At 58.0% G+C, this 17,737-nt stretch carries 15 protein-coding genes and 1 tRNA gene; 2 read left to right on the forward strand and 14 right to left on the reverse strand.

What is annotated here, in order from left to right; all coding sequences use genetic code 11:
* Positions 1 to 163 precede the first annotated feature (163 nt).
* From FJE54_RS02785 to FJE54_RS02810, 6 genes are all read right to left on the reverse strand, one after another.
* On the reverse strand, positions 164 to 850 hold the full coding sequence (locus FJE54_RS02785) for a response regulator transcription factor (RefSeq protein ID WP_139651233.1): 687 nt from the start codon (positions 848 to 850) through the stop codon (positions 164 to 166).
* A gap of 3 nt (positions 851 to 853) precedes the next feature.
* Positions 854 to 2,509, reverse strand: a complete 1,656-nt coding sequence (locus FJE54_RS02790) for an ATP-binding protein (RefSeq protein WP_139651234.1) — start codon at positions 2,507 to 2,509, stop codon at positions 854 to 856.
* Between the two features lie 71 nt (positions 2,510 to 2,580).
* Positions 2,581 to 3,342, reverse strand: a complete 762-nt coding sequence (locus FJE54_RS02795; RefSeq protein ID WP_139651235.1) for a TorD/DmsD family molecular chaperone — start codon at positions 3,340 to 3,342, stop codon at positions 2,581 to 2,583.
* A gap of 71 nt (positions 3,343 to 3,413) precedes the next feature.
* On the reverse strand, positions 3,414 to 3,974 hold the full coding sequence (locus FJE54_RS02800; RefSeq protein WP_139651236.1) for a 4Fe-4S dicluster domain-containing protein: 561 nt from the start codon (positions 3,972 to 3,974) through the stop codon (positions 3,414 to 3,416).
* A gap of 18 nt (positions 3,975 to 3,992) precedes the next feature.
* The gene (locus tag FJE54_RS02805; protein ID WP_139651237.1) at positions 3,993 to 6,623 is read right to left on the reverse strand and encodes a molybdopterin-dependent oxidoreductase; all 2,631 of its coding nucleotides are present in this window, start codon (positions 6,621 to 6,623) and stop codon (positions 3,993 to 3,995) included.
* Positions 6,624 to 6,889: 266 nt separating this feature from the next.
* On the reverse strand, positions 6,890 to 8,350 hold the full coding sequence (locus FJE54_RS02810) for an MATE family efflux transporter (protein WP_139651238.1): 1,461 nt from the start codon (positions 8,348 to 8,350) through the stop codon (positions 6,890 to 6,892).
* 217 nt (positions 8,351 to 8,567) lie between these two features.
* On the opposite strand from FJE54_RS02810, the gene FJE54_RS02815 reads away from it, so the two are divergent.
* Entirely contained in the window at positions 8,568 to 9,173 is a 606-nt protein-coding gene (locus FJE54_RS02815; RefSeq protein WP_139651239.1) for a cytidylate kinase-like family protein, read from the forward strand.
* A 117-nt stretch (positions 9,174 to 9,290) separates the two neighbouring features.
* Here FJE54_RS02815 and FJE54_RS02820 read toward each other — a convergent pair whose 3' ends face one another.
* From FJE54_RS02820 to FJE54_RS02855, 8 genes are all read right to left on the reverse strand, one after another.
* The gene (locus FJE54_RS02820) at positions 9,291 to 9,659 is read right to left on the reverse strand and encodes a tRNA-binding protein (RefSeq protein ID WP_255467188.1); all 369 of its coding nucleotides are present in this window, start codon (positions 9,657 to 9,659) and stop codon (positions 9,291 to 9,293) included.
* Positions 9,660 to 9,735: 76 nt separating this feature from the next.
* Positions 9,736 to 10,251: a shikimate kinase gene (locus FJE54_RS02825; RefSeq protein ID WP_139651240.1), complete on the reverse strand. Its 516-nt coding sequence runs from the start codon at positions 10,249 to 10,251 to the stop codon at positions 9,736 to 9,738.
* 193 nt (positions 10,252 to 10,444) lie between these two features.
* A complete protein-coding gene (locus FJE54_RS02830) occupies positions 10,445 to 11,377 on the reverse strand; it encodes a DMT family transporter (protein ID WP_255467189.1) in 933 nt (310 codons plus the stop codon).
* Between the two features lie 170 nt (positions 11,378 to 11,547).
* Positions 11,548 to 12,345, reverse strand: a complete 798-nt coding sequence (locus FJE54_RS02835; RefSeq protein WP_139651241.1) for an ABC transporter permease subunit — start codon at positions 12,343 to 12,345, stop codon at positions 11,548 to 11,550.
* Positions 12,338 to 13,369, reverse strand: a complete 1,032-nt coding sequence (locus FJE54_RS02840) for an ABC transporter ATP-binding protein (protein WP_139651242.1) — start codon at positions 13,367 to 13,369, stop codon at positions 12,338 to 12,340. Before FJE54_RS02840 ends, FJE54_RS02835 begins: the two co-directional genes overlap by 8 nt.
* Positions 13,366 to 13,995, reverse strand: a complete 630-nt coding sequence (locus tag FJE54_RS02845) for a TetR/AcrR family transcriptional regulator (protein ID WP_139651243.1) — start codon at positions 13,993 to 13,995, stop codon at positions 13,366 to 13,368. The genes FJE54_RS02840 and FJE54_RS02845 overlap by 4 nt, the downstream gene beginning before the upstream one ends.
* Positions 13,996 to 14,177: 182 nt before the next feature.
* Positions 14,178 to 15,302 (reverse strand): murein hydrolase activator EnvC family protein, encoded by a 1,125-nt coding sequence (locus tag FJE54_RS02850; protein WP_139651244.1) that lies wholly within the window; start codon positions 15,300 to 15,302, stop codon positions 14,178 to 14,180.
* 254 nt (positions 15,303 to 15,556) lie between these two features.
* Positions 15,557 to 17,551, reverse strand: a complete 1,995-nt coding sequence (locus FJE54_RS02855) for a DUF2207 domain-containing protein (protein ID WP_255467285.1) — start codon at positions 17,549 to 17,551, stop codon at positions 15,557 to 15,559.
* 72 nt (positions 17,552 to 17,623) lie between these two features.
* Here FJE54_RS02855 and FJE54_RS02860 point away from each other — a divergent pair.
* A tRNA-Ser gene (locus FJE54_RS02860) sits at positions 17,624 to 17,714 on the forward strand.
* The last annotated feature ends 23 nt before the right edge of the window (positions 17,715 to 17,737 follow it).

The following is a 17,737-nucleotide window of genomic DNA, read 5'->3' on the forward strand; positions in this document are numbered from 1 at the left end:
CTTCGAGCATAGCACAAAAAGGATCATATGTTCGCATAAGCGTTCAACGGACGTGAAACGGATGCGCCCGCTTCGCTGCACCGAAACTCACAGGAGCTTCGCAAAGCGTGCCCGCCGCGGCTGCGGGCTAAACGAATTTATCGAAGCGTTTCCGCATGAGCGTTTAGTTCCCGAAACGATACCCTGAGCGCCACGCGGTTTGCAGATACACCGGATGCGAGGGGTCCTCTTCGATTTTCTCCCGGATTTTGCGTATGAACACGGGCAAGCTCGATGTCTCGCCGACAAACTCCTCCCCCCACACCGCCTCGATGAGCTGTTCGCGGGTAAACACTTCGCCCGGATGGCTCGCGAGCAAGAACAGAATCTGGAATTCCTTGGGCGTGAAGTCAATGCGCTTCCCCTCGATGGTTACGCGAGATCGCTTGGTATCGAATTCAAGCCCCTCAAGCATCACGCAGTCGCCTTGCTGTTTGGGCATGATGCGCTCGTTGCGTTTGAGATGGGCATCGATGCGCAGCAGCAGTTCCTCCGGATCGAACGGTTTTACGAGATAATCATCGCCGCCGACGTTGAAACCCGCCCCTTTGTCGACGATATCTCCCTTCGCCGTCAAGAACACGATCGGAATGATGGCACCTTCGCTTCGCAGCGCTTGGCATACTTGGAATCCGTCGAGCTTCGGCATCATGACGTCGAGGATGACGAGATCGGGCTGCTCTTGCCGATACACCTCGATCGCCTCGTCCCCATCGGCTGCATAGCAGAACTCGTATCCGCCCCCCACCACAATACGGCGGATCAGATTCAGCATGCTCGGCTCGTCATCGGCTAAAAGGATCTTTGCCACGCGCTACTCCTTTTCGTTGCCCGTCGGGATGAACACGGTGAACGTGCTCCCTTTTTTGTACACGCTGTGCACCTCGATGCTCCCGTGGTGCATCTCTACGAGCTCCTTGACAACTGCCAGTCCAAGCCCGCTGCCGCCGTAGCGGCGATACGACGATTTGTCGCTTTGCGTAAACCGTTCGAAAATATCCGAAAGGTGCTCTTCCTTGATGCCGACGCCATCGTCGGATACCTCGATGGAAAGCTGCTCACGCACCCGATCGTACTTCACTTCGATGCGAACATGGCCACCCTTGCGTGTGAACTTGATGGCGTTCGAAACAAGGTTCTCCACGATTCGCCTGATCTTTTCCCAGTCGGCATTGATGATCGGAACGTCGGGGCGCACGACGGCGGTCAGCTCGATCGAACGCTGTTCGGCAAGGAATCCGAGGCTCCGCTCCACAAGGCCGATCAGATCCATCATGTCGAACGGTTCGACGATCAGCTCCGTTCGGCCCGCCTCGACCCGTGCCATCTCAAGTATGTTATTCACCATCTGCAACAGTAGCTGGCCGTTCTCCTTGACCTCTCTCACCGCTGCCGCTTCGTCGTCACTGCGTGCGGCATTCGCGCTCTGCCATATCTCCGTGAATGCGATGATCGAAGTGAGCGGGGTGCGCAGCTCGTGGCTCATGATCGCAAGGAAGTCGGACTGGTACTGGTTTTCCGCTTGCAGCTCTTCGTTGACTTTCGCAAGCTGGCTTCGTTGCTCTTCGAGCATTTCGTTGGCAGATTCGAGCTGAGCGGTACGTACTTCGACCTGCCGCTCGAGGTTGCTGTACAGATCGCGCAGTTCGGCAGCCATGAAATCGAATTTCATCGCAAGGTCTTTGATCTCGCCGTTCGCCTGAATGCTTTCGAGGTTTACCTCGAAGTTGCCGCCTTCGATCTGTTCGACGGCATCCTCGACCTGCGTGAGCGGATGCGTGATCATGCGGGTGATGAGGAAATACACGGCAAGGATCACCATGATTATAATGAATGAGAAATACCCGATCTGGCGGGTAACGTTATCCTGGATTCCCGACATGTAGATATCGATCGGCATGATGATGCTCGTGACGCCGATAAGATCGCCGACATCCATACCCTCCTTAGGATAGCCCGTCACATCGAGCTCGCCCGCAGGGTCACCATGGCAATCGAGACACGATTCTTCGAGGTAGATTGGAGAAACGTAGCGAAACACCTCTTGGCCTTCGAACGTTTCGATGCCGTACTTCTCGCTCGCTGTGCCGTCCTTGAACATACGGATGGCATCGGCTTCGTACTCGTCGGACATCGAGGCTTTCTTGCGCGGGTCCTGATTGGTGTAACGGATGACGTAGTTCGTATCGCGCTCGAGAATCTTGGCGATGCTCTTGCCTGCAATGGCGCAGTACAGCCCTTTGAAATTGTAGGTCCCGTCGGAATCGGTGTCGATGCGCGCCTGATTCATGTCCATGAACTCCCAGACAGCATCCATCTCGCTACCAAGGATGCGCGCCTTTTCGAGCATCTCGGCCTCAGCCTGTTCGCGTTGGGTCATATCGCTCCAGGCAACGTTGAGGGCAACGGACACCACCAGAAGCACGATCAGCACGATCGTAGTCTTCCCGCGAAGCTTCATGTTCTTCATCACGAATCACCCGCTTTGCTCATGCGAACCCACCCGAAACGAACCACTGTTCGATCATCTAACCGAAACGATTACCCGCAAGCCTCATCATCGAGCAGTTCGCCGAGCACCTGGTCATCAACTGGGAGAAACGCCGCCATGAGCGAACCTGCGCAGGCGTACAGCGATCCCGGTGCGTCTTCGGCAACATCCGCAGCATAGGCGCTCACCCATGCAAGCAGATGCTCGCGGACAAACGAGCGCTGGACGGCAAGCAGCCTTTGGCATTCTTCCCGATCTTTCGCCTCGAGCGCCGTACAGCTCTTTTCGGAAAGCTTCGCCATGAAGTCGAGTTCGATGGCGATGTGGTCGTCGGACACGCGCGGATACTGGCTCGGCAGCATATTCTCGCTGCGATACGCCTCGCGAACTTTCAGCGTGGCCTCTTGGAACAGCACCCGTTCTTTCGTTAGGTACACGCACTCCCACGGGGGTGCCTTCAGCTCGTGAGGCCCTACGAGCACATGGGCAAAGTCGCGCTTCGCCCTCTCAAGGAATCCGGCCTTATCGCGCTCGAACCGATTCTTCAGCTCACCGAGATCGCATATCGCGCTTTCGAGCGCTCCCGATTCGGCACCCCTGAAACAGTCGAGGGCATCATCGGTTACATCCGAGAACAGCGTCTCGAGCAACGCTTCGGTCGGTTCGTCGCCGAACACGGTCTGAAACGCACGGTAGAGATACATCCGCGCAACAAACACCACGTCCCATACGGTAGCTTCCATCGTCTCACTCCCATCGATTACCTGCATCCCGAAGATGCTCGTTTGCAGGATCGTCTTCGGTCCCCTCATGCAGCAAAGCCCCCTGACCCCGTGGCTATGATACAACACGGGCGGATCAGGGGGCTGCTTGATTTTACGGTTTACTGCACCGCGATATCGCGCGGACTTATGAGCAGGCTCGGTGTGGTCTGCGAAGAATCGGGAAGCCCGTTGACGTCGGATACGAGATCGTTGCCGTATTTCGCTTTCAGCTCCTCTAGGTCGCCGAAGTCAAGCGCACGCATAGGACATGCCGCTACGCACGCCGGGCTCTCGCCTTTCGCGCGAAGCGCATAGCACGAATCGCACTTGCTCACGATGCCCTCGTCTTCCATATACACCGGCTCGCTGTACGGGCATGCGCTCACGCACGTTTCGCAACCGATGCACATGTCGTCGTCGTGAAGCACGACGCCCGTTTCCTCATCTTTGTACATCGCCCCCGACGGACAATTTGCCACGCAAGCCGGCATCGCACAATGATTGCATGAAACCGAAACGCTATAGTAGCGGACCGAGGGGTATTGGCCCACTTCGACCGTGTCGACAGTGCGAAAGATCTCGCCGGTCTTGTACAGGGCGTTTTTATCCCTGCATGCGATCTGACACGTCTTGCAGCCGATGCAGGCGGTCTGATCGAAATAAAATCCCATCTGTGCCATGGTTGTACTCCTCCCGGCCTATTCGAAGATGACTCGCTGCGGCCATTCGCAGTCGGGGTCAAGCTCGCCTGTGTACTTTTCGATGATGCAGTTGTTCGAATTGAATCCGGTGTGGCCTTGGCCGGTCGGAATCGGCGAAGAGAGCGTATTGGTGGCTCCTGCGATGTCGTCGCCGTCTGCATTCAGTTCGGCCCAAGCGCCCTCCCCGAGACCGATCGTCTTCGGCATGATGCGCTGCGTAACGAACGCCGGACGCACGACCGAGCCATAGGGGCTCGAGAGCCGCACCGGATCGTCGTTTTCGATACCGAGCTCGGCAGCATCGGAGGCGTTGATCCACAGTTCCTGCGGCCATGCCTCGCGCAGCCAGTTCACGTTATCGAACACGTGATGCGAACGGCGCTGGTAATGTTGAGTGAGCAGCTGGTAGGGACGGTCGTTCTCGATGCCGTCTTCGTAGCCCTCGGTCACACGGACGTACTTCGGCAGCGGATCCTTCTCGCTGAAGCCCACATGATCGATGTAAGCCGAAAGCGATTGGCAGCAGATCTCGAACTTCCCGCTTGCCGTGGCAACCGGATTGGCCGCAGGATCTTCGATGAACTTGGCGAACGGGAGGTTCGTGTACGCATCGCCATCGGTTCGTTCGACCTGGTAGATACCGCGCTCCGTGAACTCCGCGAGCGTGATCTTGCCCTCTTGCGGCTCGCCGGTCACGCCCATGCTTTCGATGTCCTCTTGGGTGATGGTGAGGAGCGGCTCCTTCGTTGCACCGTCAGACCCGAGCACCGTGCAGCCTGCAAGCTTGTTGAACAGCTGCTGCGTCTCGTCGATATCGTACACTTCTTCGGCCTTGAAGCCGAGTTTCTCGGCAATGCCGATGGCGATTTCCTGGTCGCTTTTAGCCTCGTACAAAGGATCGGTGATGTGCTGGCCGTAGATGAGGATTTCACGGTTGCCCGTAAGTAGGGTGCCAGGGCGTTCCCATTCGGTCGTAACCGGCAGTACGACATCGGCGTACTTGGCGCTCGTGTTGAGCACGTAGTTCATCGTCAGCACGAACTCTACCTTTTTGTGAGCTTCGATGCCCTGGGTCATGGCTTGACGCTGGTTGAGTGCGCCGCCCATGCCCTGATAGATCATCTGGATGTTCACATCGCGCGTTTCGCCCTTATACATCGTATGCGAACCGTTGAGGATGGCGTTCCACATCTCACCGTTGTTGAGTGCATACTGCTTTTGGGGAAACGGATTAGCCGGGAGTTCGACCTTGACGCCCGCACCGCCCGGCGACACAAGCGCGCCGCCGCCGTTGGAGGCGGAATTGTGCATGGTTCCGCTGACCGATGCGCCGTCGCGACCGATCTGGCCGCATACCATGCCGAGTGCGAGCATCGCATGGGGCAAGCATTCGCCCTCGTTGATGCGTGCGGGGGCGCCGCCGGCGAAGATCGTCGCGGGCTTGGTGGTCGCGTATTCCTCGGCAAGCTGTTTGATCGTCTCGGCATCGACGCCGCAGATTTCGGCAGCCCATTCGGGTGTTTTGGCGCCTTCCGCCGCAAACGCGCCCTCGCCCATCACGTAATCGCGGAAGTTCTGGGAGGGATCTGCAGGCTCGGAGGCGAAGGTGAACTCGTTGCGCTCAAGCGGCTTGTACGTGTACTCGGGGTACTCGCCTGTGGGCATATGCTCGCTGTCGAAACCGACGCAGTATGTGTCGAGGTACTCCTGGTCGTGAAGCCCCTGCGAGATGATGTGGTTGATCATGCCGAGGATCATCGCCGTATCGGTTGAGGGACGGATCGGAATCCACTGGGCATCGAGCGCTTCGGCGGTTTCGTTGTACCGCGGATCGATGACGACGAACTTTGTGCCCGCCTTTTTAGCCTGCAGGTAGTTGTACGTGGGATTGCCTGCACTCGAGTTGGCGGGGTTCGCTCCCCAAAGGATGACGAGCTTCTGCTTGCGCAGCGTCAGGCGGTCGGGAGCATCCGACGAATACCCGGGGCTGCCGGTTACCATCGCGTACGCATCGGGCCATGCGCCCCAGGATACTTGGCCCCACCTTGGGGTGTAGCCTCCCATGAGCTGGAACACGCGCGGAAGCTCAGAGCCGCCGAGCACGAACACCGATTCGGGTCCGTAGGTATCGTAGATACGCTTGATCTCGGTGGCGACGAGCTCGTAGGCTTCGTCCCAGCTGATGCGCTCCCACTCGTCTTCACCGCGAAGCTCGCCATGGGGCTCTTCGGGGCTCCAGTTCTTTCGCTTCATGGGGTACTTCAAACGATCGGCGCCGAACACCTGCATGCGCTGCGAACGGCCGCGCTGGCATGCTCGCTGCTGCGGGTAGTCCGGGCTGTCCTCGTGCGTGTCGTCGGTTTTCTGGCGCAGAACCACGCCGTCTTTTACGAGCGCCTTGTTCAGGCATCGACCGCCACAATTATGCCAGCAGGCGGCGGTCACCCACGTAGCGCCCTCTTCGGCGTCGATGGGATCGGTGTGCTCGGTCACCGTCGTTTCGCTTTCCTTCTTCGGGCTGCATCCCGCAAGACCCGTCCCGGCTAGGGCCGCCGCTCCTGCGGAGATCGCCAAGAATTTCCTTCGGCTGATATCGCCGCCGATGGTGGAATCGAGAATCTTCCCCATAATTCCTCCCTGTTTCGTTTCTCGTCTTGTTGTGCATCGAAGGCCCGCTACCCGGGCGAGCTCAGCACGATTGCGCGATTTATTATGCGAGGGCTTTGGGAGGTTTTCAATTCATGGGACGCTTAAGATTGCTGAAACAGAATTAAGAAAAGTTAACAACATCGATTCGCTTATATCGAACGCATGACTTCATTGCAGGCGGGATGACACAAAAGGAGAACACAAAAGGACCGTCCCTCTGTGCTCTCCTTACCTCTGTGCTCTCCTTACAGCCGTGCGGCAACCGCCTGCACCGCATCCCTTGCTTCGTCGCGCTTGCGTCTGAGCTTCTTCACTTCGCGCGCCACGAAGAACACTGTGGTGATGAACGCGAGGAAATCGGCCGTCGGCACGGCAACGACGATCGCCACGAGCGCCGATATGCCCCAGCCCAGCCCCGGCAACACCATCGGGAAGATGATGTAGAGTGGAATCAGGTAGATCACCTGGCGGGTCATTTCGAGAATGGCCGATTTCAGCGGCTGGCCGCTCGATTGGAAGTAGCTCGAGCCGACGATCTGGAAGCCCACCACGGGAAGCACGAGCGTGTCGAGTTTGAGTACGGTGATCGCGAATTCCTCGAGGTCGCCCGAAATGCCGAACACGCCGATGATGGGGCCGGGTATCACGTGCACGAGCACCCAGAAGAAGATCGTGAGGCCCGTCGCCCACACGCTCGCCCACTTGAGCGTATCGAGCACGCGCTGCCAGTTCTTGGCACCGTAGTTGTACCCGATAATCGGCTGCGAACCCATGATGAGGCCGATAACCGGCATGATGGCGAACATGATCGCTTTGTTAGCAGCGCCAATGGCCGCAAGTGCACCTTCCGCCCCCAGCGGATCCTGTGCGCCGTAAATCGCAAGCAGCTGGTTGAGCACGACGGTTACCGCGGTAGCTGCAACCTGCATGACAAACGATGCGAGGCCGAGCGAGAGGATTTTGCCCATGAGCCGCACGTCGGGCACCATGCACGAAAGACGCAGCTTGAAAGCGGCGTTCTTATTCATGATGAAGTACCAGATGACTGGCACCATGCCGCATCCCTGGCCGAGGATCGTGGCGACCGCGCTTCCCTCGACGCCCCAGCCGAACAGCATGACGAAGAAGTAGTTGAGCACGATGCACATGGTCGTGCCGAACACCATCGTATACAGGGCGAGGTTAGGCTTGCCCGCAGTACGCAGGAAGTTGTTGAGGCCCATACCGAGCGATTGGAAGATGAACCCGAAACAGATGATCTGCACGAACGCCTTCGTCGGACCGACAAGGTCGGAAGGAGTGCCGATCACCATCAAGAGCGGATCGATGAAGACGATCGCCGATACCGCAACAATAGCAGCGATGCCGATGAGCAGCGTGGCCGAATTGCCAAGCGTCTTCTCGGCCAGATCTTTGCGGCCTTCGCCGAGCTGAATGGCCGTGAGCGCGTTGCCGCCTTGACCGGCGAGCATCGAAAAGCCCATGAGGATGGTCATGACAGGCAGCGCGAGCGTGGTGACCGCGATGCCCACATCGCCGACGGCATGGCCCAAAAACGCCGTGTCGACGACGTTGTACAGCGAGTTGAATATCATCGAGATGATCGCCGGAATGGAGAACTCCAGCAGAAGTTTTCCGATCTTCATCGTGCCGAGGCGGTCGGGTGATTGCTTGGCTTGTTGTTGTATGCTTTCTGGTTCTGACATGCTGTCCTGCTTCGCGTCGCTTTCGGAAACTATCACGCAAACTGAAATGAGTGCGACGCGCTATAGTATCACATGAACGGCCGCACTGCATTGCTTTTGCGATCCGCAGCCGCAAAAGGCACATCAACGGGTTCAGGGCGCAACGGGTGCATGACAACCATGCGCTTGCTTGACAACTGCGGTATCCTAATACGATCACATCGGAAGGATATCGATTATGAACGACAACCTCGTCATTGCCATCAGCCGCGAATACGGAAGCGGCGGCCGCGAGATAGGCGAGAATCTCGCGGCAACGCTTGGCATCGCGTACTACGACAAAGAACTCATCAACCGCATCGTGCAGAAGAGCGGCCTTTCGGATGACGTGGTGAAAGCCCACGATGAGAAGGTCGTCAACCGTTTCCTGTTCACGCCGAACCGGTTTCTTACCGGCGCCGATCTCGATCAACCCATTGCAGCGGCCATCCACGCTGCCGAGATCGAGTCGATCCGAACCGCAGCCGATGAAGGCCCGTGCGTGATCGTGGGACGTAGCGCCGATTCGATCCTCGCAGCATACCCCGGCCTCGTGAGCGTGTTCGTCTGCGCCCCGATGGAAAACCGCATCGCACGCGTCATGCGCCGCAACGCCATCGACGAGCACGAGGCTAAAGCGCGCATCGCGAAGATCGACAAGGACCGCGCGCACTACTACCGCTACTTCACCGATAAGAAATGGGGCGGTGCAAACAACTACGACCTCTGCATCAACAGCGGCAAGATGGCCGTTGCCGACGATGCTGTAGCCGTCATCACCGCCTACATCGAGCGGATGCAATAAAGAGCGGCGCACGGGACAGCTACCGTACATTTTTGGGTGATTGCTGTCCAGTGCGGTCAGGACACCATGGAATGGTTCGGGGACTCTACGAGCAGGCAGGGGCTTTGGCCTCGTAGCCTACCCCAGCCGCACGCCATCGGGGACCTCGCGCTCGGGGACAGCGAGCGCGGGTAGGATACCGTCTTCATAGCCGATATCGTAGATCATGCCCTCCGACACCTCCCCAGCCATCTTACGCGGAGCGAGGTTCACCACGAACAGCGCCTGTTTTCCCGTCAGCTCCGCCTTCGGATCTTCACGTTCCTCTTTCATGCCCGAGAGGATTGTTCGGGTGAAGCCCCCGAAATCGACCGTCATCTTGATGAGCTTGTTCGACTTCTCAACGTCTTCGACCTGCACGATGCGCCCTACGCGCACATCGATCTTATCGAGATCGTCGATCGTGATGGTCGGTTTGACGGGAGCGGTTTCGATTGCATCGGACACAGGCGGCCTCCTTCATGCGGATTGCCCGAGCGAACCGCCCATGCTACGGGCATCGTCGGACTTGTTCAAGGGAATGCTACTTGAGCGCGTCGGCAACTTTGCGCGCCGCAGCGGTGATGGACAGATGGTCTACATTGACGGTGATATCGGCATACCGTTCGTACAGCGGCTTTCGCTCGTCGTACAGATCGCGCAGGCTCATGGTAATGCCCCCCTTGAGCACAACACCACGCTCCTGCAGATCATGCAGGCGGTTTACGAGCTCCTCGAACGATATCTGCAAATAGACCACGCGCCCGATCGATGAGAGGTGCTTCATGGCCTCATCGGAGTACACAGCCGAACCCCCGGTTGCGATGATGGTCTTCGTGGCTTCAATGTCTTGGAGGATCTGATTCTCCACTTCGATGAAGCCCTCGGGGCCGCAAGCGTCGATAAGCTTTTGCAGCGTCTTGTCGCACTGGTTCTGGATGACCAGGTCGGCATCCATGAAATCGTAATTGAGGATCTTCGCGAGCACGATGCCGAGCGTCGATTTGCCGGCACCCGGCATGCCGATCAAAATGATGTTGTCTTTTCTTTCTTCTGCCATGGTTATCCCTTCGATCGATCGGATGCGCGTTTTCGCTGTCGGATGTTTGGCAGCGACTGTGCTGTTCTGCAGTGGGCAGCATCCATCGGAGCAGTGAGATTATAGCAGGGGAAGCGTCCTTACCGGCGATTCGTAAAGGGGATGAAACGCAGACGGGCTCGCTCGTTAGGGCCCAGGCCTTCGCGAACGGTGTTTACGCCTCTTGCAACTCGCGCTCGAGCACCACATCGATGTCGCCGACGGTTTCGCTGCCGCACCCTTTACGCTTGAGCGGAAACGTCTCGCTCAACACGATGCCTGCAAAGATCAGCACGAACCCGACCGCGAGCTTGAGCGTGAGCTCTTCGCCGTAGAGCAAAACGGAGAAGAGCACGCCGAACACGGATTCGAGGCTCAAAAGCAACGAGCCCTGCGCAGGTGGCACGTGCGCAAGCGCGACGTTTTGGAACACGAGAGCCACGCACGAAGCGAAGACGACGAGGTAGGCCATGTTGAACAGAAACGCCGGATCGGCGAGAGCCTCAACGGGCGGAAACACCTCGAACGCACCGCCGACCGCGAATCCGCATGCGCCCCCGAACAAGAACTGCCACACCGTGAGCGTGAGAATATCGCGACCCTTCGATACCTTCGCCACATACACGATATGAACGGCGAACAGCACCGCGCACAGAAGCGTCATGTAATCGCCGAAGCGCATGGCAAGCGACCCCTGCAGCGAGACGAGCCCGACGCCTGCCACGCACAGCACCGCAGCGACGATATTGTACGCCGTCGGACGCTTGCGAGCCGTAAACCACCAGATGAACGGAACGAGCACGCAATACGTTGCCGTGAGAAACGCGTTTTTACCCGGTGTGGTATCGGTAAGCCCGATCGTCTGCACCCAAAACGCGAGGAAGATAAGCAGGCCGAGCACACAGCCGTTCACGATGTGGGCGCGATCGAAGTTCGCGCGCATCCGCTTAAAGAAGATAGCGCAAAGAATAATGCCGCACGCGAAAAAGCGCATGCCGATCAGGTATGCGGGCGGCACCACATCGACTGCGTCTTTCATGACGACGAAGCTCAAGCCCCAGATGACGGTAGCCGCCACGATCATGAGCTTGTACACAAAGCTCGGCACCGCGCGCTTACCTTGAGGGGACACCCCGTTGTTTCTGTTCTCCGAACTACTCATAGAGCGGCATTATAACGGGGCGGCTGCACGAATGCATGCACGATGCCCAATCCACGGCAAAATCGAGCGATCGAACGCATCCGAGCGTACGCCGTCCGCGCACGGCGAGCCGAACCCTAAATCGACAGATCGCGCTTGCAGAAGACGACGATGCCGACCCCGAAGAACACGACGCCCATCGCGCCCAAGCTCACCGCGCCCGCGATCGCCGAAGCTTCCCCTGCCGCAAGACCGTACGAGTCGAACAGCGTCAGGGGCGTGGCGTACTTCAAGAATTCGAGCTTCTCGCCTACCTGCGATACCGCCTGCAGCAGATACGCAAGGATGCACACGCCGCCTCCCGCCCACAGCGCGACGGAGGCATTCGAGAACGCACAAGCCGAGAGGAAGCAGAGACCCGCCATGAAGAGCCACAATCCGAACAAACCTGCGTTGGCCTGCATGAGCCCCGCCCTATCGAGCTCCCCGGGGAACAGCGCTTCTGAAGATCCGATCTCAAGTGCCGCCACGACCACCATGAGCACGGCGAGCAATGCTACGAGCACGCCCGCTAACGTGAGGATGATCTTCGCGCGGCTGTTGGGCGTCGCCAGCAGATACGACATCGTACCGCGATCGAGATAGCGCACCACGAGCTTGTTGACCATGATGAGAATAAGCACAAGCGGAAACAGTACGAGCAAAAAGCCGTAGAGATAGTTCAGCAGGAATTCGATCATCGTCGAACCCTGCGTTGCCATACCGAACGCTGCGAACAGCTCGGGCATGCTTTCCATCATCATATCGAGGCTCTTTCCCAGTTCGGGATCGAACATGCTCACGATGACGGCAACGTACATGGCCAGCAACGCAGTTATGACGACGAACACGAACAGGTTCGCCCTGACCTCCTTGGCAAAAAGCGTCCTATTCATGGCCATTCCCTTCTTCGCGGGGGGCCGGTTGTGCAAAGCGCCCCTCACCCGCCGACTGCCCGGGGCGCCCCGCGGCCGCCGTAACGATACCTTCGACCGTAGCCCTCTCGAGGCAACGCTCGCCCGACGCCGCACCGTCTTGTTCCCCGATGCCGTACAGGTGCAAGAACAGCTCTTCGAGCGTTTGCTCGCGCGCAGTCAGGTCGGCGACTCCGTACCCTGCGAGATCCTTCACAAACCCATCCATGTCGCCCGCAACCGTCGTTTCGAGCGCCTGCCCCACCTGCCTCGCCTCGGGGTGCGCCGCACGGTAGTGCGCGAGTTCGGTTTCGTTCGAGAACGTGATCGCAAGCACGCGCTTGCGCGAGGCGCGCACATCGTCCATACGCTCTACGGCAGCGATCTTCCCCGCACGGATGAATGCAACACGGTCGCACGTGCGCTCCACCTCTTCGAACAGATGCGATGAAAGCATGATCGTTGCACCCCGCTTCTTCTCGGCAAGCACGAGGTCGATGAAACGGTTTTGCATGAGCGGATCGAGCCCGCTTGTGGGCTCGTCGAGCAGGATGATGGCAGGCCGCGTCATGAACGCGCACACAAGCCCCACCTTTTGCTTTGTGCCCTTCGACATCTTGCGAATCCTGGCTGACGGATCAAGCTCGAACATCTCGATGAGCTCACGTGCGCGCGAACGATCTTCGAGCCGTTTCATGCGTGCCATGAACTCGAGGAAGGCACGCCCCGTCATATCGTCCATAATCGCGATTTCTCCTGGAAGATACCCAAGCCTGTCTTGGATGCACGCGCGGTCGTTAAAGCAATCCATCCCCTTGATTGTGGCGTTGCCCGCATCGGGCCGCACGAATCCCATAAGATTGCGCATGGTAACTGTTTTGCCAGCCCCGTTCGGCCCGAGGAATCCGAACACCTCGCCTTCCTCAACCGCAAACGAGACGTCGAACACGCCGCGCCCGCCGCCGTAATCTTTCGTGAGCCTCCGTAACTCCAGTACCGCACTCATAGGTATTCCTCCTTGTAGGCATAGAGCCGAAACATTTCGCACCATCGGTTGAGTTCGTCCATCAAATCGTCGATATCCACCGGTCTGCGCTGGCTGCGCCGCTGGTGCATGTAGCCGTCGGCCATCCAGATCAGCATGTTGAGCACGTATTTCGGATCGACCTCGTCTTTGAACTTGTCGAACCGTACGTTTTTGAAGTACGTTTTGAACATGTAGTCGATCTGGCGCTGCGTCCAATCGTCCATCGTGTCTTTGATGTCTTTGTGTTCGGGGTAGTATGCCCTGATGGAGAAATCGAGCACATGGGGTATTTTTTCGAGCACCGCGCGCTTGCTGTTCGCAGCGTAGGCGAGCAGCTCGAAGAAATCGTCGATCTCGTAGAACGCTTCATCAACAACAAGCTTGGTCATCATATCTGTGAGCCGCTCGATCAGATAGACGTAGAGCTCTTTCTTGTTTTTGAAGTAAAAGAACAAAAGACCCTTCGAGATACCCGCCTTGCGTGCTATTTCCTCAGTCGAAGCGCCTTTGTACTCGCTTTTGCCGAACGCCTCGACAGCGGCATTGACGATCGCCTCCTGACGCTCTTCGGACAAGCTTTCAAATTTTTCATAGCGGTCGTCCATGGCACATCCTCGTCGCGTGCGCTCGCAGCTTCCGCGCGAACCCGTCTATTCGCCCCGATTGACCATGCGGTTAATCGGGGCGAAGCCCATACTATGCCATTGACTATTTTTTTGAAGACCCCTCGCGAAGTTATTTCGGATGAGATGCAAGCCCTCAGTACGCTTCGCAAACAGCGCAGAGACTAGAATTTCACAAAGAGCCGCGGATTGACGGGAGTGCCGTTGTATTCAACCTGAAAATGCAGATGAGGACCTGTAGAATAGCCAGTAGACCCCACGTATCCGATCACATCGCCGGCCGAAACCTGCTGCCCTATCGAAGCCGCCTGACTGCTCATGTGCATGTAGATGGTCACGAGCCCGCTGCCATGGTTGATTTTCACGGCCTTTCCGCCGCTTCCGTAATCACCGACATAGCTCACGGTGCCCGACGCGGCGGCTACGATGGGGGTACCTTCCGAAGCGCCGAGATCGATGCCGTTATGGTATTCACCGTCCCACGCACCAGCCCAGCCGAATTCGTTCGTCACTGCAGGGCCTGACGGGCACGGATGCGTCCATCCCGCTATCGTGCCGAGCGAGCCGCCGATGTTATCGGCCTCCTGCAAACGGCGCACCGCCTCTTCTGCTGCAAGGCGCTCCGTCTCTTCGGTCGCTTTCATCATCACGAGCTCTTCGTTCACGCTTGCAAGCTGCCCATCGAGCTCTTCTTTTGCTGCCTCTATCTCGTCGCGGGCGGCTTTCGCGGCAACGGCCTCTTCTTCTGCCTTCGTTTTTTCCGCCGAAAGCGTTGCCTCGGCTTTTTCCGCCCGAGCACGCGCATCCTTGCTCTCTTGCACGAGTTCGGCTTCGTTTGCGGTAATCTTCTCGCACGAATCCCACATAGTAATGAAATCGTCGAACGACTCCGCGCCGAGCAGCACGTTGAGAAAAGAAAGCGTGCCTCCGCTCTTGTACATGCCCGCTGCGCATTCCGAAAGCTTTTCCTGGAGTGCTTCGACTTCCTTGTTCGCCTCTTCGAGGCGAGTGGTTGCGGCTTCGGCTGCCGCAGTGGCCCTTTCGTATTCTTCGGTAGCGCGATCGTACTCGTCGTTGGCTTCATTCAGCTGCGTCTGCAGCGCATCGATGGAACTCATGAGCTCGCTTGCCTGGAGCTCTTTTACAGCAAGGGCGCCGGAGCTGGAAGCTGCATCGACATCGGCGTAAGCCGGCTGCACGGATAACGCCATACCTCCCGCCAGCACAGAAAAACAGAGCATCATGCCGAGCAAAGCCCTCGACACGCGCCCTTCGGTTGCATGTGTCATATATAACCTCAACTCACCTCTAGCAGGCTGATCGCCTGGAATTGTATGCAAGCTGGTTTGATAATGCCACTCAAACCGTAGCAGATGATGAGTATACCGTACGTAAACGAATTATGTAATATATTGACATAAAGTGCAGAACTTCAGGTGGGGGAACCTGCGCCTGTCACCTACGCCGCTAAACCGAGATTGACACGACTCAGCACGGCGCGCGACGACGCCGGCGCATCGGCTCCCGAACGCACGTCGAAGCCTTATCTCGCGCCGCCGCCTCCGCCGCCGAAACCGCCTCCGCCGCCGCCCGAGAAGCCGCCGCCGAAACCGCCGCCGCTCGAGAAGTTGCCCTGAGCGGCCGACATTGCAGCTTGCGCGGTGTTCACCGTGTTGGCAAGCGACGCTTGGAACAGATCGCTCGCGGCTGGCATGGCCGATCCATGAACACCGTACGATGTGCTGTACCAGAACCACCAAGGCACGTATCCGGCCGAGTACATCATGCCGTCGTCCTGGAACAGCTCGGGCACCTTCAGTTCAAGCGCCTTGATAACCTCGCGCGCGATACCGAAGATGAACGCGTAGACCATGAATTCGCCCCACACCTTCACATCGGTGGGCGGGCGCTCGTCGAGAGCCGAAAAGTCTTTGAGCCAAGCACGCAGCGCCTTGCACTTCGCGTCGAGCGTGCTTCCTTCCTGGCTTCTGCGCGGCATGTAGTTGGCGATCACCAGAAGCGCTATCACCGTGGGTACCACGAACACGAGCGGGATGAAGTTCCCCGTCACGATTGAAAGCCCGACGCCTATCACACCGAATGCGATGGCAACGCCGAGGATGATCCACTGGTAGCGCTCGCCCTTCGCTTCGAAGAAGTCACGCCTGTTTACAGCAGCTGTCACGATACCTTGCCAGGTGCTCAGAGCATCCACGAACTCCTCGGCGTGATCTTTGCCGTACTGTTCGATGGTTCTGAACCACAGCGAATCAGCACCGCCTGCCACCTTGTTGAACAAAAGATCCATCGCCGCCGTGTCGATCGGATCAGTAAGCGTAGAAGCCACGGCGGAAACGCGCGTCAGGTAGTAGTCCTCGACGATTTTCGTGCGCCCGAAAGATGCCGGCTGCTCATAGCTTCCTTTGTTGATCTGGATCGCACCCTTATGCGAGAGGTACATGAGCGTGGCCGTGAGATCGTCGTTGCTCTCCTTATTCCAGCGCCACAAACGCGCCATCACTACCGGGTGATCCTGCTTTGAAGGCACATCGCGCCAATACTCGTCGGTGAATTCAGGCTTATGTTCGCGTCCGTACTTGAAGTAGAGACGCAACGCCCATGCGATGAGCAGCACCGCCGCGATGCCGCACGCAATAACGAAACCGAGAGAGAATACACGCATGCGGTTCGCCTGATCGGACCACGATTGCTCTTCCTTGAGAATGGTATCGAGACCGTTTTGGTCGCGCGTGGCGGTTGATTGTTCGCTGCCGAGATTCGTAAGCCACGCAGTGGGAAACGCCACGCGCGCTTCGGCGTACTGGCCCGCGTTCACTTTGGGAACGGTGTAGACGACCGAGCCGTCGCCGTTGATCTCCACCACGCCGTCAAGCGGGCCGTGTCCCCATGCGCGCACGGTTTCCCCCGCCACGACCGATGCGTCCGCTGGAACCGGAAGATAAAGCGTCATCGTGACGTTTTCCGAGGCTACTTCCCACTGATCGCCCACGTACTGCCAGTACACATCGGCGACGTCCTGGTAGGCTAGTATCTCGTTTACGATCGTGTAATCGAGCGTAACCACCATCTTTTCATCGGACGCGTTGAAGAACACGTATACGCTGTTCTTAGGCGAGTCGACCGAGTACGCATCGGTGCCGGGGCCGCCGGCCTCCCGCCATTCGAGATTGAACGAAGTCTCTTTAAGCTGAACGGTTTCACCCGAAGGCATACCGTCTGCGCCGAGCTTGGTAAGGCTCACGCCGTTGATTTTGAGATGGGCGTCGCTCGGAAGAGCGCTGAACGTCCACCAGAGCGCCGTGAAATCGCCGTCGAAATCGAACGTGCGCTGTTCGACGACATCGAGCGAACCGTCGGTGGTCGCGTTGGCGGTTATATCGACCTTCGGGCACGTATAGCTTTTCGCAAAAGCCTGCTCGGGCACCACCGAAATCACCGCTAGAGCAGCGAACAGACACAGCGCAAACACCGCAGCTACGGCAGGAAACATCCTTCCTCCCATTTGCGGACGGCTCATGTTTTGCACGTTCATCCTCCTTGCCAGATGATGGCCCAAACGGTATCATTGCAAACCGCACCTTTATTTCGCGGAGAGCTGACCGAGAGGCCGAAGGTGCTCGCCTGCTAAGCGAGTACACGCCACAAGCGTGTCCGGGGTTCGAATCCCCGGCTCTCCGCCACGTTTGCCATTGTACCGTATATG

The sequence above is a fragment of the Raoultibacter phocaeensis genome (assembly GCF_901411515.1).
Taxonomy (GTDB): domain Bacteria; phylum Actinomycetota; class Coriobacteriia; order Coriobacteriales; family Eggerthellaceae; genus Raoultibacter; species Raoultibacter phocaeensis.